25 protein-coding genes and 5 tRNA genes are annotated in these 21,244 nt (G+C 59.4%); 16 read left to right on the forward strand and 14 right to left on the reverse strand.

Going from position 1 to position 21,244, the window contains the following annotated elements; genetic code table 11:
* Window positions 1–13: 13 nt before the first annotated feature.
* From P4G45_RS03675 to P4G45_RS03685, 3 genes are all read right to left on the reverse strand, one after another.
* Window positions 14–871, reverse strand: a complete 858-nt coding sequence (locus P4G45_RS03675; protein ID WP_348268331.1) for an SGNH/GDSL hydrolase family protein — start codon at window positions 869–871, stop codon at window positions 14–16.
* A gap of 152 nt (window positions 872–1,023) precedes the next feature.
* A complete protein-coding gene (gene rsmI / locus P4G45_RS03680) occupies window positions 1,024–1,908 on the reverse strand; it encodes a 16S rRNA (cytidine(1402)-2'-O)-methyltransferase (protein ID WP_348268332.1) in 885 nt (294 codons plus the stop codon).
* The gene (locus P4G45_RS03685) at window positions 1,909–3,027 is read right to left on the reverse strand and encodes a CBS domain-containing protein (protein ID WP_348268333.1); all 1,119 of its coding nucleotides are present in this window, start codon (window positions 3,025–3,027) and stop codon (window positions 1,909–1,911) included.
* A gap of 29 nt (window positions 3,028–3,056) precedes the next feature.
* Here P4G45_RS03685 and rsmD point away from each other — a divergent pair, with 29 nt between their 5' ends.
* Window positions 3,057–3,656, forward strand: a complete 600-nt coding sequence (gene rsmD, locus P4G45_RS03690; protein ID WP_348268334.1) for a 16S rRNA (guanine(966)-N(2))-methyltransferase RsmD — start codon at window positions 3,057–3,059, stop codon at window positions 3,654–3,656.
* Here rsmD and P4G45_RS03695 read toward each other — a convergent pair.
* From P4G45_RS03695 to thiL, 3 genes are read right to left on the reverse strand one after another with little or no spacing between them, the layout of a single operon-like run.
* The gene (locus P4G45_RS03695; protein ID WP_348268335.1) at window positions 3,598–4,194 is read right to left on the reverse strand and encodes a hypothetical protein; all 597 of its coding nucleotides are present in this window, start codon (window positions 4,192–4,194) and stop codon (window positions 3,598–3,600) included. The genes rsmD and P4G45_RS03695 overlap by 59 nt on opposite strands.
* Complete coding sequence (locus P4G45_RS03700; protein WP_348268336.1) at window positions 4,191–5,312, reverse strand: cystathionine gamma-lyase; 1,122 nt, start codon at window positions 5,310–5,312, stop codon at window positions 4,191–4,193. Before P4G45_RS03700 ends, P4G45_RS03695 begins: the two co-directional genes overlap by 4 nt.
* Before the next feature lie 22 nt (window positions 5,313–5,334).
* Window positions 5,335–6,339, reverse strand: coding sequence for a thiamine-phosphate kinase (thiL, locus tag P4G45_RS03705; protein WP_348268337.1), 1,005 nt, complete (start codon window positions 6,337–6,339; stop codon window positions 5,335–5,337).
* Between the two features lie 222 nt (window positions 6,340–6,561).
* Here thiL and P4G45_RS03710 point away from each other — a divergent pair, with 222 nt between their 5' ends.
* Window positions 6,562–7,599: a M23 family metallopeptidase gene (locus P4G45_RS03710; RefSeq protein ID WP_348268338.1), complete on the forward strand. Its 1,038-nt coding sequence runs from the start codon at window positions 6,562–6,564 to the stop codon at window positions 7,597–7,599.
* Between the two features lie 316 nt (window positions 7,600–7,915).
* Window positions 7,916–9,406, forward strand: coding sequence for an HD domain-containing phosphohydrolase (locus P4G45_RS03715; protein WP_348268339.1), 1,491 nt, complete (start codon window positions 7,916–7,918; stop codon window positions 9,404–9,406).
* A gap of 57 nt (window positions 9,407–9,463) precedes the next feature.
* Here the strand turns inward: P4G45_RS03715 and P4G45_RS03720 are convergent, their stop codons facing one another.
* Both P4G45_RS03720 and P4G45_RS03725 read right to left on the reverse strand, forming a co-directional pair.
* Window positions 9,464–10,786 (reverse strand): sorbosone dehydrogenase family protein, encoded by a 1,323-nt coding sequence (locus P4G45_RS03720; protein ID WP_348268340.1) that lies wholly within the window; start codon window positions 10,784–10,786, stop codon window positions 9,464–9,466.
* A 224-nt stretch (window positions 10,787–11,010) separates the two neighbouring features.
* A complete protein-coding gene (locus tag P4G45_RS03725) occupies window positions 11,011–12,009 on the reverse strand; it encodes a hypothetical protein (protein WP_348268341.1) in 999 nt (332 codons plus the stop codon).
* Window positions 12,010–12,197: 188 nt separating this feature from the next.
* On the opposite strand from P4G45_RS03725, the gene P4G45_RS03730 reads away from it, so the two are divergent.
* Window positions 12,198–12,851: an HAD family phosphatase gene (locus tag P4G45_RS03730; RefSeq protein ID WP_348268342.1), complete on the forward strand. Its 654-nt coding sequence runs from the start codon at window positions 12,198–12,200 to the stop codon at window positions 12,849–12,851.
* Between the two features lie 4 nt (window positions 12,852–12,855).
* Here P4G45_RS03730 and P4G45_RS03735 read toward each other — a convergent pair whose 3' ends face one another.
* The 3 genes from P4G45_RS03735 to P4G45_RS03745 are packed head-to-tail and all read right to left on the reverse strand — an operon-like array spanning window position 12,856 to window position 13,911.
* Window positions 12,856–13,152 carry a hypothetical protein gene (locus P4G45_RS03735; RefSeq protein WP_348268343.1) on the reverse strand — a complete coding sequence of 99 codons (297 nt, stop codon included), beginning with the start codon at window positions 13,150–13,152 and terminating at the stop codon, window positions 12,856–12,858.
* Window positions 13,149–13,574 carry a permease prefix domain 1-containing protein gene (locus P4G45_RS03740; protein ID WP_348268344.1) on the reverse strand — a complete coding sequence of 142 codons (426 nt, stop codon included), beginning with the start codon at window positions 13,572–13,574 and terminating at the stop codon, window positions 13,149–13,151. Before P4G45_RS03740 ends, P4G45_RS03735 begins: the two co-directional genes overlap by 4 nt.
* Window positions 13,555–13,911, reverse strand: a complete 357-nt coding sequence (locus P4G45_RS03745) for a PadR family transcriptional regulator (protein WP_348268345.1) — start codon at window positions 13,909–13,911, stop codon at window positions 13,555–13,557. The genes P4G45_RS03740 and P4G45_RS03745 overlap by 20 nt, the downstream gene beginning before the upstream one ends.
* A 249-nt stretch (window positions 13,912–14,160) precedes the next feature.
* Here P4G45_RS03745 and P4G45_RS03750 point away from each other — a divergent pair.
* The 12 genes from P4G45_RS03750 (at window position 14,161) to rplK (ending at window position 18,516) form a co-directional block, all read left to right on the forward strand.
* Window positions 14,161–14,236: transfer RNA gene (locus P4G45_RS03750), tRNA-Thr, on the forward strand.
* A gap of 191 nt (window positions 14,237–14,427) precedes the next feature.
* Window positions 14,428–14,514: transfer RNA gene (locus P4G45_RS03755), tRNA-Tyr, on the forward strand.
* Between the two features lie 26 nt (window positions 14,515–14,540).
* Window positions 14,541–14,714 carry a hypothetical protein gene (locus tag P4G45_RS03760; protein ID WP_348268346.1) on the forward strand — a complete coding sequence of 58 codons (174 nt, stop codon included), beginning with the start codon at window positions 14,541–14,543 and terminating at the stop codon, window positions 14,712–14,714.
* A gap of 23 nt (window positions 14,715–14,737) precedes the next feature.
* Window positions 14,738–14,812, forward strand: a tRNA-Thr gene (locus P4G45_RS03765).
* Between the two features lie 17 nt (window positions 14,813–14,829).
* Window positions 14,830–14,904: transfer RNA gene (locus P4G45_RS03770), tRNA-Gly, on the forward strand.
* Between the two features lie 42 nt (window positions 14,905–14,946).
* Window positions 14,947–15,255 (forward strand): hypothetical protein, encoded by a 309-nt coding sequence (locus tag P4G45_RS03775; RefSeq protein ID WP_348269209.1) that lies wholly within the window; start codon window positions 14,947–14,949, stop codon window positions 15,253–15,255.
* A gap of 93 nt (window positions 15,256–15,348) precedes the next feature.
* The gene (gene tuf, locus P4G45_RS03780; protein ID WP_348268173.1) at window positions 15,349–16,536 is read left to right on the forward strand and encodes an elongation factor Tu; all 1,188 of its coding nucleotides are present in this window, start codon (window positions 15,349–15,351) and stop codon (window positions 16,534–16,536) included.
* A 115-nt stretch (window positions 16,537–16,651) separates the two neighbouring features.
* Window positions 16,652–16,801 carry a 50S ribosomal protein L33 gene (rpmG, locus tag P4G45_RS03785; protein ID WP_013579310.1) on the forward strand — a complete coding sequence of 50 codons (150 nt, stop codon included), beginning with the start codon at window positions 16,652–16,654 and terminating at the stop codon, window positions 16,799–16,801.
* A 65-nt stretch (window positions 16,802–16,866) separates the two neighbouring features.
* Window positions 16,867–16,942: transfer RNA gene (locus P4G45_RS03790), tRNA-Trp, on the forward strand.
* 66 nt (window positions 16,943–17,008) lie between these two features.
* Window positions 17,009–17,269: a preprotein translocase subunit SecE gene (secE, locus tag P4G45_RS03795; RefSeq protein WP_348268347.1), complete on the forward strand. Its 261-nt coding sequence runs from the start codon at window positions 17,009–17,011 to the stop codon at window positions 17,267–17,269.
* 44 nt (window positions 17,270–17,313) lie between these two features.
* Window positions 17,314–17,979: a transcription termination/antitermination protein NusG gene (gene nusG, locus P4G45_RS03800; RefSeq protein ID WP_348268348.1), complete on the forward strand. Its 666-nt coding sequence runs from the start codon at window positions 17,314–17,316 to the stop codon at window positions 17,977–17,979.
* A 102-nt stretch (window positions 17,980–18,081) separates the two neighbouring features.
* Window positions 18,082–18,516 carry a 50S ribosomal protein L11 gene (gene rplK / locus P4G45_RS03805; RefSeq protein WP_348268349.1) on the forward strand — a complete coding sequence of 145 codons (435 nt, stop codon included), beginning with the start codon at window positions 18,082–18,084 and terminating at the stop codon, window positions 18,514–18,516.
* Window positions 18,517–18,849: 333 nt separating this feature from the next.
* Here the strand turns inward: rplK and P4G45_RS03810 are convergent, their stop codons facing one another.
* From P4G45_RS03810 to P4G45_RS03820, 3 genes are all read right to left on the reverse strand, one after another.
* Window positions 18,850–19,758, reverse strand: coding sequence for a M28 family peptidase (locus P4G45_RS03810; RefSeq protein ID WP_348268350.1), 909 nt, complete (start codon window positions 19,756–19,758; stop codon window positions 18,850–18,852).
* A 68-nt stretch (window positions 19,759–19,826) separates the two neighbouring features.
* Window positions 19,827–20,612: a twin-arginine translocase subunit TatC gene (tatC, locus tag P4G45_RS03815; RefSeq protein ID WP_348268351.1), complete on the reverse strand. Its 786-nt coding sequence runs from the start codon at window positions 20,610–20,612 to the stop codon at window positions 19,827–19,829.
* On the reverse strand, window positions 20,605–21,156 hold the full coding sequence (locus P4G45_RS03820) for a twin-arginine translocase TatA/TatE family subunit (protein ID WP_348268352.1): 552 nt from the start codon (window positions 21,154–21,156) through the stop codon (window positions 20,605–20,607). The genes tatC and P4G45_RS03820 overlap by 8 nt, the downstream gene beginning before the upstream one ends.
* Window positions 21,157–21,244 lie beyond the last annotated feature (88 nt).

Consider the following 21,244-nt stretch of genomic DNA (forward strand, 5'->3'; position numbering starts at 1 on the left):
CCACATCTTCGCTCTATTGGGGCGTTGGTTCGTGTTGTAACTCTTCGTAGAGTTTGTCGCCGACGACCTTGTGGGTGGCCGTCGAGGGGTGCCCTTCGTGGTAGTAGAAGTGGGTGCCGGGGCTGGCGCAGGGCGTGGGGTCCTGGTTGAAAATCTCGCGGCCGGCGCAGGCATCTGTCGTGTTGGTGATCCCGTACTGCGCTGGGTGAAGCATCACGTCGTCATAGAACGGTCCCCAATGGCTGAGGGTGATTTGTGCTCCGGTTAGTTGCGGCGAAAGTTCTTCAGGGATGCGGGTGAGTTCGGGGTTGAGGCGTTTGCCTACTGCACTGAAGGCAGGGATCGTCGTGGGGAGCAACGCGACTTCGAACCGGCGTGCGCCGAGGCCGTAGAGCGTTTTGATCTCGCCGCTGAGGTTGGTCACGGTCGTCGTGGTGGGGAGATGGCTGTCGTTGAGGCCGCCCGCGATGAAAAAGAGAGTGGTTTGAGGGTCGAAGGTGATGGCGTGGGCATTCACTTTTGCGGCGAAGTCGTCGACCTGGTTGCGCATGCCATAGCCGAGCAGGAAGTTGCCGATCTTTTTTCCTGTGCCGCTGCCGGTTTGCGCTCCGCTGATGGCAAAGTCGAGGCTCTGGTTGGCGATATTAGCGGCGTTTGCAGGGACGAGAGTCAGACCGAAGCGCTGCGCCAGATAGGCGACTGCGGTGGGACCGTTGCCGTCAAGGTAGCCCTCGCCGATATCGGAGTAGCTGTCTCCGAAGACATACATGCGGTGTATTGGAGCGGGTTTGGCGACTTGCGCCGCGGCAGGCGATAGGAAGGCGGTACAAGCCAGCGTTACGGCGAGGCCTATGATTCCGAGACGCGACATGGATCATCCTTGAGGGGGAAAATATTTGCCATCTGAAACACGGCAAGTATTAACGAGAGGGTGCCGGTTGTGCAACCCAGCAAAAACGGGTGACCCGCGTCCCGCCGTTGGGCGTGGATTTTGAACCACTCATATTCGATGGATGAGCTGCTCTAGCGGAGGCGGTTTTGTTCACGTTGCAACTCGCGATAAGCATCGCTTTTACCGATACCGCGATTTTTCGCCACGCGCTTCAGTGCATCTTTTTCGGAAAGATTCTCGGCTTGCATCAGAGCGGCCACTTCCGCGGCGATGGTCTGATGTGCTGAGGCGACTTTTTCTGTTGGCTGGGGCGCGAACAGCAGAACCATCTCGCCGCGAATGACTGCGCGCGTGGCGAGTTGGGCGCGAAGCTCACTGACAGGGCCGCGCAGGAATTCTTCGTGCAGCTTGGTCAACTCGCGGGCTACTACTACGGGTTGCGTTGCTCCGAAGACGGCTTCGATGTCCGCGAGCGTATCTGCGATGCGGTGTGGAGCCTCGTAGAAGATGTGGGTTGCGGTGTCGCGTGGAAGCTCTTCTAGAGCCGTTTTGCGCTGGCCCGGTTTGGCGGGAAGAAAACCGTGGAAGGTAAAGTGATCGGTGGGCAGGCCGCTGGCGATCAGTGCGCTGATGGCAGCATTTGCTCCGGGAACAGGAAAGACAGGGATGCCGGCGGCGATGGCGGCGGCGGCGATCTGTCCGCCGGGGTCGGCGATGCCTGGAGTGCCTGCATCGCTGACGATGGCGATGCGAGCGCCTTGCTTCAGCTCGGCAATCAGCTCTTCGGATCGCGGGCCTTCGTTGTGCATGTGATAGCTGATGGTGGGGGTGCGGATCTCGAAGTGGTTCATCAGCTTCTGCGTCTGCCGCGTGTCTTCGCAGGCGATGCGATCGACGCTGCGGAGGATGCGGAGAGCGCGGAGAGTGATGTCGTCGAGATTGCCGATGGGCGTGGCTACAAGGTAGAGGCCCGGAGCCAGCGGTGCGCCGCCTCTTGTCTCATGACTATCGGGCATTTATTCCGCCGGTTGCCGCAGTCTGCGGCGCTGATTGAGCAGGCCGAGGGCGTGGTTCAGGTTCTGCGGTGTGATGATGCCGACGATGCGGTTGCCTTCGAGGATGGGAACCATCTGCGCGACCTGTCCGGACATGATGCGGCGCAGAGTCTTAACCAGAGAGTCGTCGGGCTGGGCGGTCTGGAAGGAGCGCGTCATGACTCCCTGAACGTAGCCGTTGCCGTCGGCTTGCAACGCCTCAACGATGCCCTGGCGTGAGACTGCGCCGACGAGGTTGGCGCCGCGCACGACCGGGAAGACATCCTGCAGCGTGTGCACGGAACGTTGCAGTGCGTCTTCGAGCGTGTCCGAGGCGGAGAGCATGCTGAACTCGGTCAGCATAACGTCGCGCATGCGAACGGCTTCGGTATCGTTCTGCAGCAGCAGACCCTGGCTTTCCATGTGAGAGCCGATCAGGACGAAGCCGCCGATCATGATGAGCCACATGTTGCTGATTGCCAGACCGCCGATGATGAGGCCAATCGCGATGAGCTGGCCGAGGCCAGCGGAGGCGCGGGTGCCCTTGAGGATGCCGCCTGATTTCGAGAACTCGCTACGGAAGAGACGCCCGCCGTCGAGCGGAGATGCGGGGAGCAGGTTGATTACGCCGAGCAGAAGATTGATCCAGACGGAAGAGCGCAGAAGATGGGGCAGAGCAATCCATGGACGCTCGAGGAGATTGATCTGCGGCGTGATGGTGAGCACGACGGCTCCCAGTAACAGGCCGAAAGCGATGTTTGCCACCGGGCCGACCAGGGCCAGGCGCTTTTGGACTGCGGGGCTGTCGGCACGCTCCGTCGCTTCGGGAGTGGCGAAGGTCATCAGAGCGCCGGTGGGCAGCAGCAGAAGGGCGCGCAACTCCAAGCCGAACCAAGCTGCGGCGATGGCGCGTGCGATCTCGCGAACAGCCAGGGCGAGCAGCAGAATCAGCCACAGCGCGAAGCCGCGTCCGCCGGTCGACCCCACGGCTGAGCCGTAGCTGACGGCGACGGCCAGCAGGAGCACAAGGAAGGTATGGATGCGAACATCCACACCCAGAAATTTGCCGATCGGAAATGACCACCCACGCATAACTATCATTGTATGCGCTGCCGTCATACCATCGGGAGATGCGCGTTATTGCAGGAACCTATCGCTCCCGTCAGTTGGCGGCTCCGCGTGGATTGGAGACTCGGCCTACGAGCGACCGATTGCGTGAGACTTTGTTCAACATTCTTTCGCCGCGGCTCGATGGCTGCCGCTTTGTCGATCTTTATGCAGGAACAGGTGCAGTTGGAATCGAGGCTCTGAGCCGCGGCGCGGCGCAGGTCTGGTTCGCCGAAAATGCCGATCCGGCGCTGGCATCGCTTCGCGCTAATCTCGTTGCTTTGAAGATCACTCGCGGCTTTACGCTGGAGCCGCGCGGGGTCGGCGCAATGTTACAGAGGCTCGGCAAACTGGGGCAGCCGGTCGATATTGTGTATCTCGATCCGCCTTATGAAGCAGAGGCGGAGTATGCGGGGACGCTGAACTTTCTTGGCAGCGTTCGTGGGCGCGAATTACTTGCGCCGGATGCTCTGGTGATTGCGGAGCACAGCAGCAAAGCAAAACTTGCGGGGCGCTATGGCGCACTCGTACATACGCGGCTGTTGAAGCAGGGCGATGCAGCACTCAGCTTTTTTGGTTTCCCGGTGGCGGAGGAAAGCTCCCTCCCTGATGCTGTCCTGTAAGCAGGTCGACGGAGAAGGCTACTTCTTTATCGGTCATCAGGTTCCATCCGAAGCCGTGCAGCGTGTTGCCTTCGATGTTGGTGATGCGCAGGCCCTCCCAGCTTAGCTTTGAGGTCTGCCAGGCGTGGCCTTGTTCTCCCCAGGCGATGATGGTGTGGAAGCCGGTGAAGAGCAATAGGTTTTGTTCTTCCGGGTTTTCTTTTTCAATGACGCGGACTTCTACCACCGGCTTCATTGCGATGTGTGTGCAGGACTCGGGGTGGGTTGTATCGACGATGTAGGCGTAGCCTCCGGCGACGGCGCACATCTCCTGCGGGCGGGGGCAGGGGAAGATGCCGGTGGGCATGGTGGGGTCGGTGAAGCCGAGGGCGCAGGTGGCGAGGAAGGCTCCGCCGGTAGCGGGGCGCACCATGAGTTGCAGAGCGCCGCGAGCCAGCGCGTCTTCTTCGCCGGCGATCTGCTGCGGGTAGGTGAACTGACGGGCTGGCGCGATGAGCGGGGGCTTGGTCAGAATCTCAGCGGTCCAGCTTGGCTTCATTGTAGGGCGTCCAGCGCTTGCGTTATGTCATCGATGAGGTCTTCGATGGCCTCGCAGCCTGCACTCAGGCGGATGAAGCCTTCGGGGATGGCATCTCCGCCCCAGCGTGCGCGGCGTTCGGCGGTGGTGGTGATGCCGCCGAAGCTGGTGGCTTCGGTGAGGAGCTTCGAGGTGGCGAGGAACTTCTCTGCTGCTGCGCGGTCATGCAGGATGAAGCTGAGAACAGCGCCGAAGTAGCGCATCTGCTTTGCGGCGATGGCGTGGCCAGGATGCGATGGGAGGCCGGGGTATAGGACGCTTTCGACCTCCTTGCGCGTGGTCAGGAATTCGGCGATGCGCTGGGCGTTTTCGCAGCTTCGTTCGAGGCGCAGGGGAAGAGTTGCGATGGAGCGGAGGGCGAGCCACGCTTCCATGGGGCCGAGGATGCCGCCGGTGAGAGTTCTCCACTGGTCGATCTTTGCGAGGAGTTCCGGGTCGCGGGTGGCGACGTGGCCGAGCAGCAGGTCGCTGTGTCCGGTCATGGATTTGGCGTCGGAGGCGACGGAGAAATCGGCCCCGAGGGCAAGTGGACTCTGGCCCAGCGGCGTGGCGGTGGTGTTGTCTACGGCTACCAGTGCGCCGGCGCGGTGGGCAGCTTCACAGAGAACAGCGATGTCGCAGACCTCCATGGTGGGGTTGCTGGGGGTCTCGATCCAGAGGAGCTTTGCGCCTTCGAGCAACTCGGCCTGCGCGTTGCCCTCGGTTGGGGCGGTGCGGAGTTCGATGCCCATTTTGGTGAAGTACTCCTGCACCAGTACGCGGGCGGCGAAGTAGGCGTTCGAGGGCATGACGACCGCGTCGCCGGGACGCAGGACTGCTCCGAAGACGGCGGTGGTGGCTGCCATGCCCGAGGCGAAGACCAGAGCGCTGGCTTCATAGCCGGGACCGGACTCCATCTGGGCGATGGCCCGTTCGAGCTCCGTCCACGTTGGGTTGTGGGAGCGGGCGTAGCTGTAGGGCGCGTCGGACGGGTCGCCGGGGGTGTGATACGGGGCGGCGAAGACGGGGCCGGAGTGCAGGGGCTCGCCGGGGCTCGCGGGGGTGAGGGTAGAACGGATGATCCTGGTGGAGTCGCGCATAGGTTTGGGAAGTGAATGCGGCTTAGCTGAGAGAAAAGTGCTCCCAGCCGTGTGGCTCAAGTGTAGCGCGGGTACCTTCGAGACCTAGCAGGGTCATCAACGGGCGCTTCGCTTGTTTGCGGGTGAATTGGCCGATGCGGGTGATGGGGATGCCTGCCAGTTGGTGGGGGATGCGGGTTGAGGTTGGGGCGCTGAAGAGGAGCTCGTAGTCTTCGCCTCCGTGGAGGGCAAGGTTCAGAGCGGCATCCGGTGCGAGTTTGCGGGTGAGGGGATGGAGCGGGATTGCCGATTGTTCGAGTTCGGCCGCGACGTTGGAGGCGCGGCATAGGTGGGCGAGATCGGTGGAGAGGCCGTCGCTGATATCGATGCAGGCGGTTGCCAGTTTGCGGCGGAGGAGCGCCTGGCCGATGGCGATGCGCGGCTGAGGGAAGGTCTGGGGGTGGTTTACGGTTTTGCTGATCTTTGCTGGAAAGGTGTTGAGGGTGAACAGGGAGGACAATTCGGCGGCTGCTCCGCCGAGCGAGCCGGTGACGTAGAGGGCGTCACCGGGTTTGGCCCCGGACCGGCGAAGGGATCTACCGATGGGGGCAGCCCCGAGGAGGACGATGTCGGCGAGGATGGCGTCGGAGGGAGATTCGGCGGTGTCACCTCCGGCGAGGGTGATGTGGTGCTGGTCGGCGAGAGCCCGTAAACCTTTGAAAAAGCGGGTGATCCAAGTGCGGCTTTTGGGATCGGCGAGCGGGCTGGCGGGCAGGGCAAGCGAGAGGAAGGCTGCCATGGGAGTCGCGCCCATGGCAGCAAGGTCGCTGAGGCCGCGGGCGAGGCAGCGGTGGCCGACCGATTCAGGCGGATGGAGGTCGCGGCGAAAGTGCTTTCCTTCAAGAGTAAAGTCTGTGGTAACAAGGACTTCGGACCCAGCGGGAGGGCGGAGGATGGCGCAGTCGTCGCCTATGCCGAGGGCTACGGCTTTGCTTCGTGAAGCGGCGAAGCTGCGGCGAATTTGTTCAATGAGGGCCAGTTCTTTCATGGACGGAATATAGCGAAAAAGTGGTATGACGATGGTATATTGCCTGGCGAAAGTGGTTGTGTGGCCCGCTGTCGTTTGTTAGTCTGTAAGAGACGTCGAAAGCAAACTGCAATTCCTGAATGCCGATTGGTAAAGCTCATTTGAATTGGCTGAGTTCATGAGCGCATAGCTTTTTTTGAATTGTGATGGAATTGCGTCAAAAATTTAGGTCTGGATCGACGATTGAGTTTAAAAAAGCGTTACTACATCATGTTTGTCAGCCGTGACGACGACGGGAGCCTGAGCAAGGTTCCGGTTCCGCTTCACTACGCCTATATCTTTGTGGCGGCGGCTGTGATCGGCATGTTCACGATTACCGGGATGGCGGGATCGTACTCGCGCATGCTGATCAAGACGGCGCGGTTCAACCAGCTTCGGCAGGACCACAACTCCTTGCAAAAAGATTATGCGCACCTGGAGAAGACCGCGCACGAGAAAGACGTCGAAGCAGCGTCGCTGGGATCGCTGGCAACCGAGGTTTCGGCGCTGTATGGGCTGACCGCGGGCAAACTGACGTCCACCGGCAAAACAACGATCAAATTGACGGGTAAGGCGGGACGGCATGGCAAGTCAGCCGGTACAGAAGAGGTGGCGACGACTCCGCTGGCCGATGCGAACAGTGGTCTGACGGATGAGTCGTACTACAAATCGCTGCAGGCTTTTTATGCGCTGCGCAGCTCGGCGATGAGCGGATCGGTGACCCGGGCGCTTTCGGGTGGACCGGAGTACGGCTCGGCGGGAAGCTTTAGCGGGATTTCTGATGCCGGGAATCTACAGATGGCATCGTATGCGCCGTCTCTGTGGCCGATCATGGGGCCGATCACCAGCAGCTTTGGCGAGCGAGAAGATCCGATCACAGGCAATGGCGAGGGCGAGTTTCATAAGGGTATCGATATCTCCGCGCCCAACGGCACGCCGGTTCATGTGACGGCGGACGGGGTGGTGAAGTCGGCGGGGATGGTGAATGGATACGGGCGTGAGGTGGTCATCGACCACGGTCACGGCGTAGAGACCTGCTATGCACATATGTCCGCTTTCGCGGCGATCGCGGGGCAGACGGTGGTTCGCGGGCAGGTGATTGGGTATGTCGGCCACAGCGGCCGGGTGACCGGGCCTCATCTTCACTATGAAGTTCGTATCCGCAATACACCGGTTAATCCGCATCGGTACATGCGGCTGACGATGGCGACGCTGGGGAATGATGCGGCGGCAGGCAGCTAGAGCAACGCTTACACCGATATGCACCAATGAACACCAATCGATAATTGCCAGAATCTGTATCAAATTGAAACTCAGGGCCGACTCATCGTCGGCCCTGAGTTTTTTGCAGTATTGATTCGCGAAGACTTCTCCTGCGCCACGGAGGCCATGTGTGCGTGTGCTGGCTGGACTCGCGGAAAGACGGAGTACATCTTTCGAGGGATGTGCGATTGCCCCACCTCCTTCCATAGTTGGTGTGGGTTTATTTGCTGGTTGCGACACCATGCCGAGGACGGCAGCAGCGTCTTGATGCAACCAGCTTTCTGGAGCAGGGCCTATGATTCAGACGTCCTCGACGTTTTTGCAGGATTCGCAATATTTGGATGGCTCAATTTCTCTGTCGGAGGTGATCTCAGCGCTCTCGTTTGCGCTGGATCTTACGGAGGGAGCAGTGCAGGGCCATGCACTGCGGAGTTGTCTTCTGGGGATGCGGATTGCCGAAGAGGCGCAACTCCCGTCGAACCTGAGAAGCAGTCTCTACTATGCGCTGCTGCTGAAAGACGTGGGTTGCAGCAGCAATGCGACGCGGCTGTGCCAGATCGTCGGGGGAGACGATCGTGCGGTGAAAGCGGGCGTTAAGTTTGAGGACTGGACCAAGCCGCACAAACCCAGTCTGTCGACGCTGCGACTGCTCTGGAGCAAGGTACTTCCCGAAGCTGGCCATGCAGCGAGAGCCGCCCGGATCGTCCGGATCGGCGTGACGCAGCATAAAAACAACGAGGAAATGATCAAGTTGCGCTGTGATCGCGGCGCAAGCATCGTCACCAAGCTTGGCATGGGACGGAGCGCAGCAGAGGCGGTACGGAGCCTGGATGAGCATTGGAACGGCAGCGGCTATCCGCGTCGCGCGAAGGGAGAGCAGATTCCGCTGCTCGCCCGCATCTGCGCGGTCGCGCAACACCTCGATGTGTTCTTCACGGGGAGGGGAGCCGAGGCTGCCATTCAGACGCTTCAGGAACGCAGTGGCACATGGTTTGATCCGGAGCTCGTGAGGGCTGCAACTTCGCTGCATCGCAGAGATGCGCTCTGGGACAACTGCTCTGCGAACGAGAGCCCGGAGGATACGCGGCGGGCGGCGCTCGACCTCGATCCTGCCAGGAGACAGCAGCTGGGAGCGACCCAGATCGATTTGATCTGCGAGGCGTTTGCCGAGGTGGTCGATGCCAAATCGCACTTCACTTTTTGTCACTCCATTGGAGTGGCGGATGCAGCGTTTGCGATTGCCCGGAAGATTGGCCTCTCGGAAGACCGCGTGCAGATGGTGCGACGCGCAGCTCTGCTGCATGACATTGGAAAGCTGAGCGTCTCGAACTCCATCCTCGACAAGCAGGGGAAGCTGACGGAGGAAGAGTGGAAGTCGGTCTATGAACATCCCGGGCTGTCGCGCCGCATTCTGGAACGAGTGGGACCGTTGCAGGAGGTCGCAGTGATTGCGGGCGAGCACCACGAAAAACTGGATGGCACGGGATATCCCAACCGCCTGCGGGCGCAGGACCTCTCCCTGGAATCACGCATCATTGCCGTGGCGGACGTGTACGGTTCGTTATCGGAGGACCGGCCCTATCGCGCTGCGCTCGAACTGGATCAGATCGTCTCGATCATGGGAAAACTGATTCCCTATAAGCTCGATTCGGATTGTTTCGACGCGCTGCTTTCGGCCGTGTCCGGTCAAAGAGAAGTAGTGGCGCTACCCTCCATGTATTCGGGAGGACACCCTCCAGTATCGACTCAGACGCGACCGATCAACACGGCAAGGTGGGCTGTCTAGTCAAATAGACAGCCCACGGAACCTACCCTCTCAGAGCGGGTTCTGTGGGCCACAGGATTACTTGCCGGTGTAGATGACGTGCCAGATGCTCTTGGTGCCGTCGTCGGAGACGAAGAGGGAGCCGTCCTTGGCCACCGCCACTCCAACGGGGCGACCCCAGACCTTGCCGTCGGCGCGAACGAAACCGGTGAGGAAGTCTTCGTACTCTCCGGTGGCGTGGCCGTTCTTCATGGGAACGCGGATGACTTCGTAGCCGGCGCGCTTGCTGCGGTTCCATGACCCGTGCTCGGCGGCAAAGGCGTCACCGTCGTAGGCGGCGGGGAATTGCTTGCCGGTGTAGAAGGTCATCTCCAGCGAGGCGAAGTGCGGTTGCAGGAGGACGTCGGGTACGATCACCTTCGACTTGAGTTCGGGGTGCTTGCCTGCGAGGCGGGGGTCCGGGTGGCCGCCGATGTAGTAGTAGGGCCAGCCGTAGAAACCGCCTTCCTCGATGTGGGTGATGTAGTCGGGGACGAGGTTGTTGCCGAGGACGTCGCGCTCATTGGTGGAGCACCAGAGCTGGCCGGTGGTGGGGTTGATGGCCTCGCCGACGCAGTTGCGGATGCCGTAGGCGTAGATCTTCACGAACTTGCCGTCGGGAGTGTACTCAAGCACGTCGGCGCGGTGGAACTCCCTGGGATGAGTGTCAGGATCATCGATGTTGGAGCCGGAGCCGACGGAGATGAACATTCGCTCACCATCCTTTGAGAAGACGACGTCGCGGGTCCAGTGGCCTCCGCCGCGAAGCTGGGCGTAGCCGGGAAGGACAGGCACGATGGTCTGCGGGGCTGCGGTTGCTTTGAGGTCGCCTTCTTTGTAAGGGAAGCGGACGACACTGGTGGTATTGGCGACGTAGATCCACTTGGGATTCGGGCCGTTGGGATAGAAGGCGATGCCGAAGGGATGGTCGAGCCCGCTGGCGAAGGTCTCGGTGGTGGTTGCCTTGCCGTCGGAGTTGACGCCGCGAAGGACTTTGACCTTACCGGCGGCGCTGTCGGCGACGAAGAGGTCGCCGTTAGGGGCGGTGAGGATAAGGCGGGGTTGCTGGAAATCGCCTTGCGCGTAGAGTTCGACCTTGAACCCCTGGGGAGCCTGGGGCCATGCGTTGTCGGGGCGGGGAACCATGTCGGCGCCGTTATCGACGGACTCCTCGGGGGCGGGTGCGGGGAGGTCGGCGACAGTGATGTGGCGGCGGACGCCGGGGTGCTCCTGCGAGTAGTCGGTGAAGGCGGCCTGGCCGGTGAGGGTCTTGGGGGACTGAGCGTAGAGCGAGAGCGGCAGTACGGACGCAATGGAGGCGAACGCAAGCACTGGAAGAAGAGAGGGAAGCGGTCTATTCATGCGGAGTTGCTCCTTGCAGGATGAAGGCGTTTTGGTGCTACTGGCCGGGCACCGGAATTTGATTGACGACAATCTCAAATTCGAGAGGATTCAAGTTCTGTCGTTATTTATCGAATTGACGAATGGAAGCCTGAGAAAGTTTTATGCCAGCTTCGCATAGGAAAGATATGCGATTCGATTATTTACTGTGCGGCTTGCGTTTGTCACACATTGCACGGGATGAATCACGGTTGTGTGCTGGCGGGTGCGGTCAGTTGCTTGAGCAGGTCGAGAGGGACGGTGCCGGTGAGGACGGCGCGGTCTTTGTGCTGCTCGATTTTGAGCGATGCGATCAGGGTGCGCAGGGAGGCGTCGGCGGGAATGCGCGGCTGGCCTTGCTGGATGGATTTGAAGAGGCTAAGGAGGGCGGTCAGGGTCTCGGCTGAGCGGGCGGCGTCGGCTTCAGTAGGGGCGATCTGTTCGATGCGGAGATGGAGTGTGCCAACGAAGCGCAGACTGGCGACGAAGGTGGTGTCTTCGGGCAGAGGAAGCTGGAGGCCGAGGACGGAGATGTAGCCGCGCTCGGAGAAGGGCAGGCCGATGTGGCCGATGGCCCAGGCGTTGGCCAGCAGAGGAACGTCGCGGTAGCGCGCCGAGAGCAGGGAGGAGCCGGAGAAGGGCGAGGCCGCGGCGTGGTGGCGATCGAGGATGGAGTGGATCTGCTCGGTCGTGGGCATGTTGGAGGCCGCGATGGTGTCGTAGTCGAGCTGGGCGACGCGGAGCTGGCGGGTGGTGTGGGTTTTGGGGTCCAGATCGCCGACGGGTATGGTGTAGACGGTGTGACCATCGTAGGTCTCCTGCGCGGTGGCGATGGAGGCGAGATAGCGGGCGAGGCGCTGGCCGTCGAAGCGGCCCTCGAAGACCTCGGAGTAACCGACAGGGCCGTTGGGGCCGCTGGGGTCATCCATGCGGTGGAGGGCGAAGGCGACGTCGTCGAGATCGCGTTCAGGCACGATGCCAGTAGCGTCGATAAAGCGCTGATAGTCGGCGCTGCGGGTGACCTGGGTGCGGTCGAAATGAGTGGCCACGCGCAGGGGCTTGAGGTTGATGTAGACGATGGCGTCGGACTCGGGCAGCAGGCGGGCGGCCTCGGGCGGAGCGGCCTTGCGCAGGAAGATGGCGAAGGCCAGCGCGGCTACGAGCGCGAGCACGGTGAGGAGCGAGTAGCGGGTTGGTTTGCGCATCCACTTTGTTTCTACTCTGTCCGGGGTCAGACGGCAATGTTCTCAGTGACTTTAGGGTTCAGTTTCGTATCGCCGATGAGTTCCTAAGAGCTGTGCCGACGGAAGCTCTGCTGAATATGAATTTAGTGCTGGCGGCAGAGGAATGCCCCTGATGAGAAGATGAAAATATTGCATGAGATGACAGCGTGATGTTGCAGGGAGAGAGCCAGATTTTGAAGCTGAAATTACCAGCGGGACCATTCAAGGCTTATTTGTTCGATTGTGACGGCACCATCGCCGATTCGATGCCGCTTCATTACATTGCCTGGCGAAGCGTGCTTGCAGAGTGGAAGTGCGAGTTCAGTGAGGAGGTCTTCTATGCGTGGGGCGGTATGCCGGCGACGGAGATTATCTCCACTCTGAACCAGCGGCATGGACTGGCGATGCCGGTGGAAGAGATATCGAGGCGCAAAGAGGATCTTTATTTTGCGGCGCTTCCACAACTCAAAGCCGTGCCAGAGGTTCTGGAGCATATTGAAGATCAGTTTGGGCAGATTCCCTTTGCAGTGGTGTCGGGAAGTACGAAGGATTCCGTCGTGGCATCGCTCGAGTCACTGAAGATTCTGGATAGATTCGACACGCTGGTTTGTGCTGGGGATTACGCGAGAAGTAAGCCCGATCCTGAGCCGTTTCTGATGGCTGCCGAGCGGCTGGGAGTGGCGCCCGAATGCTGTCTCGTCTTTGAGGACACGGATATGGGCGTGCAGGCCGCGACTGCTGCTGGCATGGCTTCGGTGAAGGTCCCTGCGCCTTGGGAGAGGGTTCGATTTGATGAGCCATTGCTGAGCGGCGTGCGCGAATAGGCGGCTAGGTGGAGAGAAAGTAATTTTGCAATCGCCAAACGAGATAGAGCAGCGCAGTGAGCGCAAGAATCACCAAGGCATAAAACAGGCTGCTCTCAACGGATGGCGCAAACGAGAAGCTTATGCTCACATGTCCCTCTCCACCGGGAACGGCTGGACGGATCGCGTGAACTCGGGCGATGCACCCGACCCCTGCGATCAGAATCAGCCCTAGAGTGGGCCAGACTGCCCTCAATCTTTGACGTGCGGCGACGAGTCCGATCACCCAACCCACAAAAACCGGCGCGCCGAAATAGATCATCCTGCCGACTTGAAAATAGACATTGTCGATCTCGAATCTTCGGTGTGGCTTGGGCGAAAACCGAAAGGCGTATCGGCACCCGGTAGAAACATCTTCCAGCCAGACCACAGAATAAAAAGGGCAACGAAGTAGGCCCCGGCCAGAAGCAAGAGCGGAGCGACACTAAACGTAGCCCACGGTGCTCGGGCGGACCAGGATTGGAACTGGCGCTGCTCGATCATCGCTTTGGCGAGATTCTCGATGCCGCCGAGCCGGAGAAGCGCCGCGGATTCCGCGTCTGCTCGGCTGCGTCCTGCGCGTTCTTCTTCCTCCGTCAGGTCTGTCAGATGATCGGTAAGTTCGGTCAGATAGCGCCGTACATGCCGTGGCGCGATGCCAGCCTCCAGCAAGCGCTCGCGAAGTTCATGGAATGGCTTCGTCATGTCGACCTCCCGTTAGCATCGTTTGAATTGCGGTTGTCAGACCGGTCCAGGTCCTCGATAGGTCGGCCAATCGGCGCGATCCGGCGGGGGTCACGGAATAGTAGATTCGGCTGCGGCTACTGACAATCCTGCGCCGCGATTTCAGTGCGCCATCGCTTTCGAGCGCGTGCAGCACGGGATAGACGACGCCTTCCCCGACTGCGATTACCGCGTCGGTGCGGTCGCGGATGGCTTGAACGATCTCATAGCCGTACATCTCTTTCTGCTGGAGCAGTCTGAGGATGAGCAGCTCCGGAACGCCATTCATAAAATTCGGGTTGGTTTCACGCTGCGCCATTTAAGAAATCCACAATACCTTTTGGTTCGAGGCATTGCAAGCTAATATGCCGTTTTCTGCTGTAAAGGACCGCTGCTGCCGGCGTGCAGAAGAAATCATAGGCGAGAGATTGCAGGAGAATGGGCACGTTGCGACCTCGTTCCAGCTATGCTAAAGTTACGACTGCGGCGCACTCTGCGCGGGCACTGCTGCGCGTTGCGCGGTTGAGCTTACAGGGGGCTGATTCAAGGTAAGATAAAGGCTGTTTGGGCTGGCGTAGCTCAGCTGGTAGAGCATCTGATTTGTAATCAGAGGGTCGGGGGTTCAAGTCCCTTCGCCAGCTCCAGTTTCAGGCAGCAGTGAGATGTAAAGCGGTAGAAAGACGGATTTGGTTGTACTGCTTGCCGTTCTGGTCATGCAGGCCTCCTGAGACTTCTTCAAGGTGTGAGACACCCGCTCGATTCGCGGTATGGGGTCGCTGCACGGGACTTGATGGGTTGAGAGGTGCTGCGCGTTTGGGAAGGTTTTGCAGCAAGTGCACAGGTGGCCGAGTGGTTAATGGCAGCAGACTGTAAATCTGCCACTCTTCGAGTTACGGAGGTTCGAATCCTCCCCTGTGCACCATTAGCTTTAGTTGTACGTGGAGAGTTGTGGATCTAAGCCCTGCAGGCAGCGGACGAATGTGGATTGCGCTTGCCGTCATCGGGGTATTGGCTTTGCTTTCCTGGCACACGATGCAGCCAGGGAAGTACCGGTCGCTGACGTGGATTTTATTGGGCTATTTTGCCTTCCGCGTCGCGCTCGAACGCTACCGTTCAAGGTAGGATTGTAGAGTTGGGTTTTTCATGCTGGCGTAGCTCAGTGGTAGAGCACTCCCTTGGTAAGGGAGAGGTCGAGAGTTCAAGCCTCTCCGTCAGCTCCAGATTTTGATTCAGTAGCGCGGGAGTAACTCAGTGGTAGAGTCACAGCCTTCCAAGCTGTTGGTCGCGGGTTCGATTCCCGTCTCCCGCTCCATATGTTTTGAAGGCGATTCCGTAGGAGATTGCGTTGAGCACAATGTATGAGCAGGCTGTACTTCACGTTGCCGATCCCGAACCGTTTGGCGCGGTGAAAGCGGCAATTGAAGCCTCATTCTCTTCGGGTAAAATCGCGGCTTTTCTGAAGTCGCTCGATCGCTCGGGAGTCCGGATTCGCGACTTTCAGTCTGTACTGAACAAAGGACTTCTGGGGCAGACTACGATTGCTGAATATGGCCGGCTTGGCAACAGCGATCAGGGCCAGATCCGCGAGATGTATCTCGCCAGCCTGGAGCGAGTGGCACCGGAGCTGCGGCAGAAATTTTTCAAGCTGTACGCGTATTACTGAGTCGGCAAAGTTTAAGGTTCGGGCAGAGTTTATTTTTGCTTATTTTTTATACCGCCGGTCCAAACGCCGGCCAACACGAGGAGACGAGTAGTCATGGGCAAGGAAAAGTTTGACCGGTCAAAGCCGCACGTAAACATTGGGACGATCGGACACATCGATCATGGCAAGACGACGCTGACGGCGGCGATTACGAAGGTTCTGGCGAAGCATAACCCGAACAACAAGTTTCGTTCGTTTGATACGATCGACAACGCTCCGGAAGAGCGTGAGCGCGGTATCACGATCGCGACCTCGCACGTGGAGTACGAGACTCCGAACCGGCACTATGCGCACGTTGACTGCCCGGGCCACGCCGACTACATCAAGAACATGATCACGGGCGCAGCGCAGATGGACGGCGCGATCCTGGTGGTGGCAGCGACCGACGGTCCGATGCCGCAGACGAAAGAGCATGTGCTGCTGGCGCGCCAGGTTGGCGTTCCTTACATCGTGGTGTTTCTGAACAAGTGCGATGCGGTTGAGGACGAAGAGCTGATCGAGTTGGTGGAGATGGAGGTTCGCGAGCTGTTGTCGAAGTATGACTACCCTGGCGACGATACTCCGATCATCCGTGGCTCGGCACTGGGCGCGTTGAACGGCGAAGCGAAGTGGGAAGAGAAGATCGACGAGCTGATGGCGGCGGTGGACAAGTATGTTCCCCAGCCGGAGCGCGCGGTTGACCTTCCGTTCCTGATGCCGATTGAAGACATCTTTTCGATCTCGGGCCGTGGCACGGTAGTCACGGGCCGTATCGAGCGTGGCAAGATCAAGGTTGGCGAGGCTTGCTCGATCGTCGGCTTCCGCGACACGCAGCAGACGGTGTGCACGGGCGTGGAGATGTTCAAGAAGCAGCTGGACGAAGGTCTGGCGGGCGATAATGCCGGTCTTCTGCTGCGCGGTATCGCGAAGGAAGATGTGGAGCGTGGCATGGTGCTGGCGAAGCCGGGATCGATTACGCCGCACACCCAGTTCAAGGGCGAGATCTACGTGTTGAGCAAGGAAGAAGGCGGACGTCATACCCCGTTCTTCAACGGCTACCGTCCTCAGTTTTACTTCCGCACCACGGACGTGACCGGATCGGCGAAGCTGCCGGAGGGCACGGAGATGGTGATGCCGGGCGACAACATCCAGTTGGAGATTACGCTGCACACGCCGGTTGCCATGGAGAAGGGCCTGCGCTTCGCTATCCGCGAAGGCGGCCGCACCGTCGGAGCCGGTACCATCTCCGAGATCATCAAGTAGTTTTCAGCACCACGCCGGGGGCGGTAAAGCGCCTCCGGCTCTATGGTTGCTATTCAAAATAAAGGGATTTCGCGGCAGAGGCATGAATTCCCGCGAAATCGGTTAGGATAGAAAGATGCGCGAAATTATTACATTGCAATGCCCCGAGTGCAAGAACAGGAATTACTCGACGACGAAGAACAAGAAGACGACCACGGGTCGGCTTGAGTTCTCGAAGTTCTGCAATACCTGCCGCAAGCACACGGACCACAAAGAGACGAAGTAAGCAGTTTTGGCCGGCGGCTTGTGGCTTATAGCCATGGGCCGGAAACCCGGCTGAAGGATCGACCGGGGGGAGTAAGCTCAACGGTTAAACTGTCGGTCTCCAAAACCGAACTTCTCGGTTCGAATCCGAGCTCCCCCGCCAGTTTGTCCGGCCGCAGAGTCCGGACGTAGTACCAGAATTCAGTAGCACGAAGATTGAGGCAGCATTATGGCCAAGACAATAGCAGTAGCGGAACAGACGCCGAACGGGATGCAGTCTCTGAAGACGATGCCGGAGCGCCTCAGCACGTTTCTGAAGGAAGTGCGCAGCGAGATGCGCAAGGTCTGGTGGCCGGGATGGCCCGAGGTTCAGTCGACGACGGTCGTCGTGATTATCACCGTCTTTATCTTCGCGGGCTACTTCTGGCTGGTGGACAACATTATTGGACGTGCGATTGAAGCACTGCTGCACGCGCTGACGGCAAGGTAAGACGGTCGTGAACATCCGGTAGCATGAGTAGAGAGAAGTAAACGATGCGCGAAGAAGGCACAACGATGGCGGCAGAAGAGCAGAATCCGGAAGAGCAGAACCTCGCAGCAGCCAAAGCGGCGGGCGAACCGTCCACTGAAACTTCGGGGGAACAGCTTGCTCCGCCGGTGAATGAGAATTTCAAGTGGTACATCATCCACGCCTACTCCGGGTTCGAGCGCAAGGTGCGCGAATCGCTGGAGAGCCGTATTTCGGCCTTCGGACTGCAGAACAAGATTGGTCGCATCATGATTCCGACCGAGCCGGTCACGGAGTTGCGCAACGGCAAGAAGTACACCATTGAGCGCGTCTTTCTTCCGGGCTATGTATTGGTCGAGATGGACCTCGATAATGATCTCTGGCACGTCATCAAGAACACGCCGCGGGTCACGGGCTTCCTCGGCACGGGCGACAATCCGGTGGCGCTCTCCGAACAGGAAGTCAGCTCGATCATCTTCCGCTCCGACGTTTCCAAGGACCACCCTTCGATGAAGGTCAAGTTCGACAAGGGCGAGCAGGTCCGCATCAACGAAGGACCCTTCGCCAACTTCACCGGAGCCGTCGACGAAGTGAACGAAGACAAGCAGACATTGAAGGTCATGGTCAGCATCTTTGGCCGCTCCACCCCCGTTGAGATCGAGTTCTCGAAGGTCGACAAGATCACGGAGTAACATTCTTTCGCGATTAGCGGAAGACAAAATTTTGGAATTACTTATTTCATTCAGCAGCAGACCCCTGGTCCGCGGCTAGAAGCATAAAGAGGATTTACCGCAATGGCACCGAAGAAGATCACTGGATACGTCAAGCTTCAGATTATGGCCGGCAAGGCCACCCCTGCACCCCCGGTTGGCCCCGCGCTCGGTCAGGCACAGGTCAACATCATGGAGTTCTGCAAGCAGTTCAACGAGCGCACCAAGGCTCCCGATCTGGCTGGGCTCACCATTCCCGTGGTCATCAGCGTGTATGCTGACCGCACGTTCAGTTTCGTCACGAAGACGCCTCCGGCACCGGTGCTGCTGCTGAAGGCTGCCGGTATCGCCAAGGGCTCGGGCACTCCGAACAAGGAGAAACTGGGTAAGGTGACGGAGAAGCAGATCCGCGAGATCGCCACGCAGAAGATGCCGGACATGAATGCCTCTTCGGTTGAGGCAGCATCGAAGACCATCCGCGGCACTGCGCGCTCGATGGGCATCGAAGTCGTCGCCTAAGCAGCACGTAAGATCGTAGTACCTGAGGGAGGAACCTTCGCTTACCGCAGACGCTCATCGTTTGCTGGTAAGTGAAGGTTCCTCCTTTTTGCTTTGAGTGTCTCCCTTTCTCGGGGGTAAAAGAAGATTTGATTAGGTTTCAGAGCATCCCTTTGGGTTAAGGTCCGGTTTTCTATAGAGCGATTTGGGCGTGGCTTCAGCGACGCCCTTTCAAAACCGGTATCTATCAGAGATTCCTTAAAGGCTTGGGTGTCCATCCTTCTCAAGTCAACGTGAAGCAGTAGATGATGTTGGACGGTTCGGCTCGACGGAAGGCTTTAACACCTAGAGGATTCAGCCCCGCTGGTCGATCAGGCGGATCATTTCGAGGAAGAGATCGCCCGCGATTTGGAGGGAGTGGGCGCTGATCTTGTCGATGGTGTCGAAGGCGGTGTGGTGATAGCCGTCGGGCAGTGAGAAGGTGTGAGGGCCGTAGTCGATGTCGATGATGTCGAGGACGGGGACGCCGCGCTGCTTGAAGGGAAGATGATCGTCCTGCACAGCGGTCTCGTTTTTGAAGACGTAGCTGGAGTTGCCGGTGTTCTTCGCGGCCTGTTTGAGCAGGTCGAGGAGCCAGGGGGTTGAGTTCTCGTCACGGTCGATGTTGAGGTCTTTGTCCCCGATCATGTCGGCCAGTAGAAAGGCCTTGATTTTTTTGAGGGTGCCATCCTGCGACCACTTAGCGGCGAGATGACGGGTGCCGTAGAGGGAGTCGGAGTCGGACCAGGACTGGATGGCCTCCTCGCCGTCGTCGAAGACCAGCCAGACGCTGTAGCCCTGCGGCGGATGGGTGCGGAGGTAGTTACCCATTTCGATGAGGAACGCGGTGGTGCAGGCGCCGTCGTTGGCGCCGACGAAGTTTATATCGCGGAGGGGGTAGTTGGTCTCGTAGTGGCTGGCCAGGACGATAATGCCGTCCTTTTTGCCGGGGTAGCGGACGATGAAGTTGCGCATGTCCATCAGGCCGGCGGGGGTGCTGGCGCTAAAGCTGTCGGTTTCGAAGTGGCCCTTGGCGATCTCGGGCTTGAACTGGTCTTTGATGAAGGCTTCGGCCCTGGCGTGGCCGGGTGAGCCGACAAAGCGTTTTGGGGCCGCGTTGAGGTATTGCTGGGTGAGGTTGTAGGCAGCTTGTCCGTTGAAGCGCGCGGGTGCTTTCTGGCCGCGAACGCTTGCTGCGGTGAGTAGAAGGACGAGCAGGGACAAGAAACACCGCAGGTCTTTCGACTTTGCGGTGCTTCGCTTAGGATGACAGATCTTTAGAGCCGCGAATGTCATGAGGACTTGAGTTCCCTGGCTTTACGGCGGGCCGGGTGGACAAAGAAGGCTACGCCGACGCCCACAAAGTAAAGAGCGAGCATGGGGGCGGCGAAGAGGCACATGCTGTAGGGGTCGGGCATGGGGCAGATGATGGCCGCGACCAGGAAGATGATGAGGATGGCGTAGCGAATGTGTTTGAGCAGGAATTTGGCGTCGACGATGCCGAAAAGCGAGAGGAAAAAGATGAGGATGGGCAGCTCGAAGGTGATGCCCAGGCCCAGGATGATGGCGAGGAAAAAGCCGGTGTAGTCCTCGATCGTAATGATGGGATGGAAGTTCTTCCCGAAGTCGAGGATGAGGACTTTGAGCGCGCCGGGAAGGACCCAGCGGTACCCGAACCACGCTCCGATGAAGAAGAGGCCGATGGTCGCGCCCATGAAGGGGACGACGTAGCGCTTCTCGTTGGCGTACATGCCGGGCGAGATGAAAAGCCATACCTGATAGAGGATGAAGGGCGAGGCGAGGATGGCTCCGCCGAGAAATGCGACCTTGAGATAGAGATTGAGTCCGTCGGTGGGATGCGTGAAGTTGAGCGCGATATGCAGGTTACTGAGCGGCTGCTGCACGTAGCCATAGAGGCGCTCGTGAAAGACGTAGGCGACGACGAAGCCGATGAGCAGATAGGCGGCGGAGTGGAGGAGGCGCGTGCGCAGTTCGCCGAGATGCTCCATGAGGCTCATGCCGGGAAGTTCTGCGCGATCAGCTACGGCGGCGCGGGCGCGGTCGACGAAATCAGCCATGGAGAGAGGCCTCGGTCGTCCTGCGATCGGGTGCTGGCTCGGGAGTAATACCTGGCTCGGGAGCTCGGGGGATGGAGTTGAAGGCCTGCGAGATGGAAGAGCTGGCTACGGGAAGGCCGGTAGAAGGTGGCATGAGATTGAGTTCGCCTGAGGTTGCTATGGGAAGAGGTTCGGGAGCCGGTTCGGCGTTAGACTCGCCGGCATTAATCTCGGAGATGGGCTCGACTGTGGTGGCGATGCTTTCGGTCGAGTAGTCGTCCTTGAAGGGATCCATGTGGGGATGCTCTTCGATGGGGTTTTCGCTGTCGTCGGGGATGACAGGGGTGACGGGAGCGGCGGCTTCCATTGCCGCGATCTTCTTCTGCTGATCGGCCTGTTCGGCCTGGCGCAGTTCGTCCTCCATCTGCATACGGAACTCGTTGGAGGCTCGGCGAAACTCGCCCATGAGCTTGCCCAACTGGCGGGCGAGTTCGGGCAGCTTCTTCGGGCCGAAGAGGAGCAGGGCGAGGACGAAAATGAGTGCGCTGTCCTGAAAGCTAGGCATAGATAAGTCTCATGATAAGGCTTACGGCGGAGGGTAACAAATAGATGGCTCCGGTTGACATTGTTGTAAGATTAATGATGTAGGGCTG

It is taken from the genome of Edaphobacter paludis (genome assembly GCF_039993895.1).
GTDB lineage: Bacteria > Acidobacteriota > Terriglobia > Terriglobales > Acidobacteriaceae > Edaphobacter > Edaphobacter paludis.

Bases quoted from the DNA above. Each gene is read 5' to 3' on its own strand.
- nusG (WP_348268348.1), top strand. From the start codon at position 17,314: ATGCGCGAAGAAGGCACAACGATGGCGGCAGAAGAGCAGAATCCGGAA.
- rpmG (WP_013579310.1), top strand. From the start codon at position 16,652: ATGCGCGAAATTATTACATTGCAATGCCCCGAGTGCAAGAACAGGAAT.
- P4G45_RS03700 (WP_348268336.1), bottom strand. From the start codon at position 5,312: ATGCGCGACTCCACCAGGATCATCCGTTCTACCCTCACCCCCGCGAGC.
- P4G45_RS03745 (WP_348268345.1), bottom strand. From the start codon at position 13,911: ATGGCGCAGCGTGAAACCAACCCGAATTTTATGAATGGCGTTCCGGAG.
- rplK (WP_348268349.1), top strand. From the start codon at position 18,082: ATGGCACCGAAGAAGATCACTGGATACGTCAAGCTTCAGATTATGGCC.
- thiL (WP_348268337.1), bottom strand. From the start codon at position 6,339: ATGAAAGAACTGGCCCTCATTGAACAAATTCGCCGCAGCTTCGCCGCT.
- P4G45_RS03725 (WP_348268341.1), bottom strand. From the start codon at position 12,009: ATGCGCAAACCAACCCGCTACTCGCTCCTCACCGTGCTCGCGCTCGTA.
- P4G45_RS03715 (WP_348268339.1), top strand. From the start codon at position 7,916: ATGATTCAGACGTCCTCGACGTTTTTGCAGGATTCGCAATATTTGGAT.
- P4G45_RS03730 (WP_348268342.1), top strand. From the start codon at position 12,198: ATGTTGCAGGGAGAGAGCCAGATTTTGAAGCTGAAATTACCAGCGGGA.
- P4G45_RS03675 (WP_348268331.1), bottom strand. From the start codon at position 871: ATGTCGCGTCTCGGAATCATAGGCCTCGCCGTAACGCTGGCTTGTACC.
- tuf (WP_348268173.1), top strand. From the start codon at position 15,349: ATGGGCAAGGAAAAGTTTGACCGGTCAAAGCCGCACGTAAACATTGGG.
- P4G45_RS03775 (WP_348269209.1), top strand. From the start codon at position 14,947: ATGTATGAGCAGGCTGTACTTCACGTTGCCGATCCCGAACCGTTTGGC.
- rsmD (WP_348268334.1), top strand. From the start codon at position 3,057: ATGCGCGTTATTGCAGGAACCTATCGCTCCCGTCAGTTGGCGGCTCCG.
- P4G45_RS03720 (WP_348268340.1), bottom strand. From the start codon at position 10,786: ATGAATAGACCGCTTCCCTCTCTTCTTCCAGTGCTTGCGTTCGCCTCC.
- secE (WP_348268347.1), top strand. From the start codon at position 17,009: ATGGCCAAGACAATAGCAGTAGCGGAACAGACGCCGAACGGGATGCAG.
- P4G45_RS03740 (WP_348268344.1), bottom strand. From the start codon at position 13,574: ATGACGAAGCCATTCCATGAACTTCGCGAGCGCTTGCTGGAGGCTGGC.
- rsmI (WP_348268332.1), bottom strand. From the start codon at position 1,908: ATGCCCGATAGTCATGAGACAAGAGGCGGCGCACCGCTGGCTCCGGGC.
- P4G45_RS03695 (WP_348268335.1), bottom strand. From the start codon at position 4,194: ATGAAGCCAAGCTGGACCGCTGAGATTCTGACCAAGCCCCCGCTCATC.
- P4G45_RS03685 (WP_348268333.1), bottom strand. From the start codon at position 3,027: ATGATAGTTATGCGTGGGTGGTCATTTCCGATCGGCAAATTTCTGGGT.
- tatC (WP_348268351.1), bottom strand. From the start codon at position 20,612: ATGGCTGATTTCGTCGACCGCGCCCGCGCCGCCGTAGCTGATCGCGCA.
- P4G45_RS03820 (WP_348268352.1), bottom strand. From the start codon at position 21,156: ATGCCTAGCTTTCAGGACAGCGCACTCATTTTCGTCCTCGCCCTGCTC.
- P4G45_RS03735 (WP_348268343.1), bottom strand. From the start codon at position 13,152: ATGATCTATTTCGGCGCGCCGGTTTTTGTGGGTTGGGTGATCGGACTC.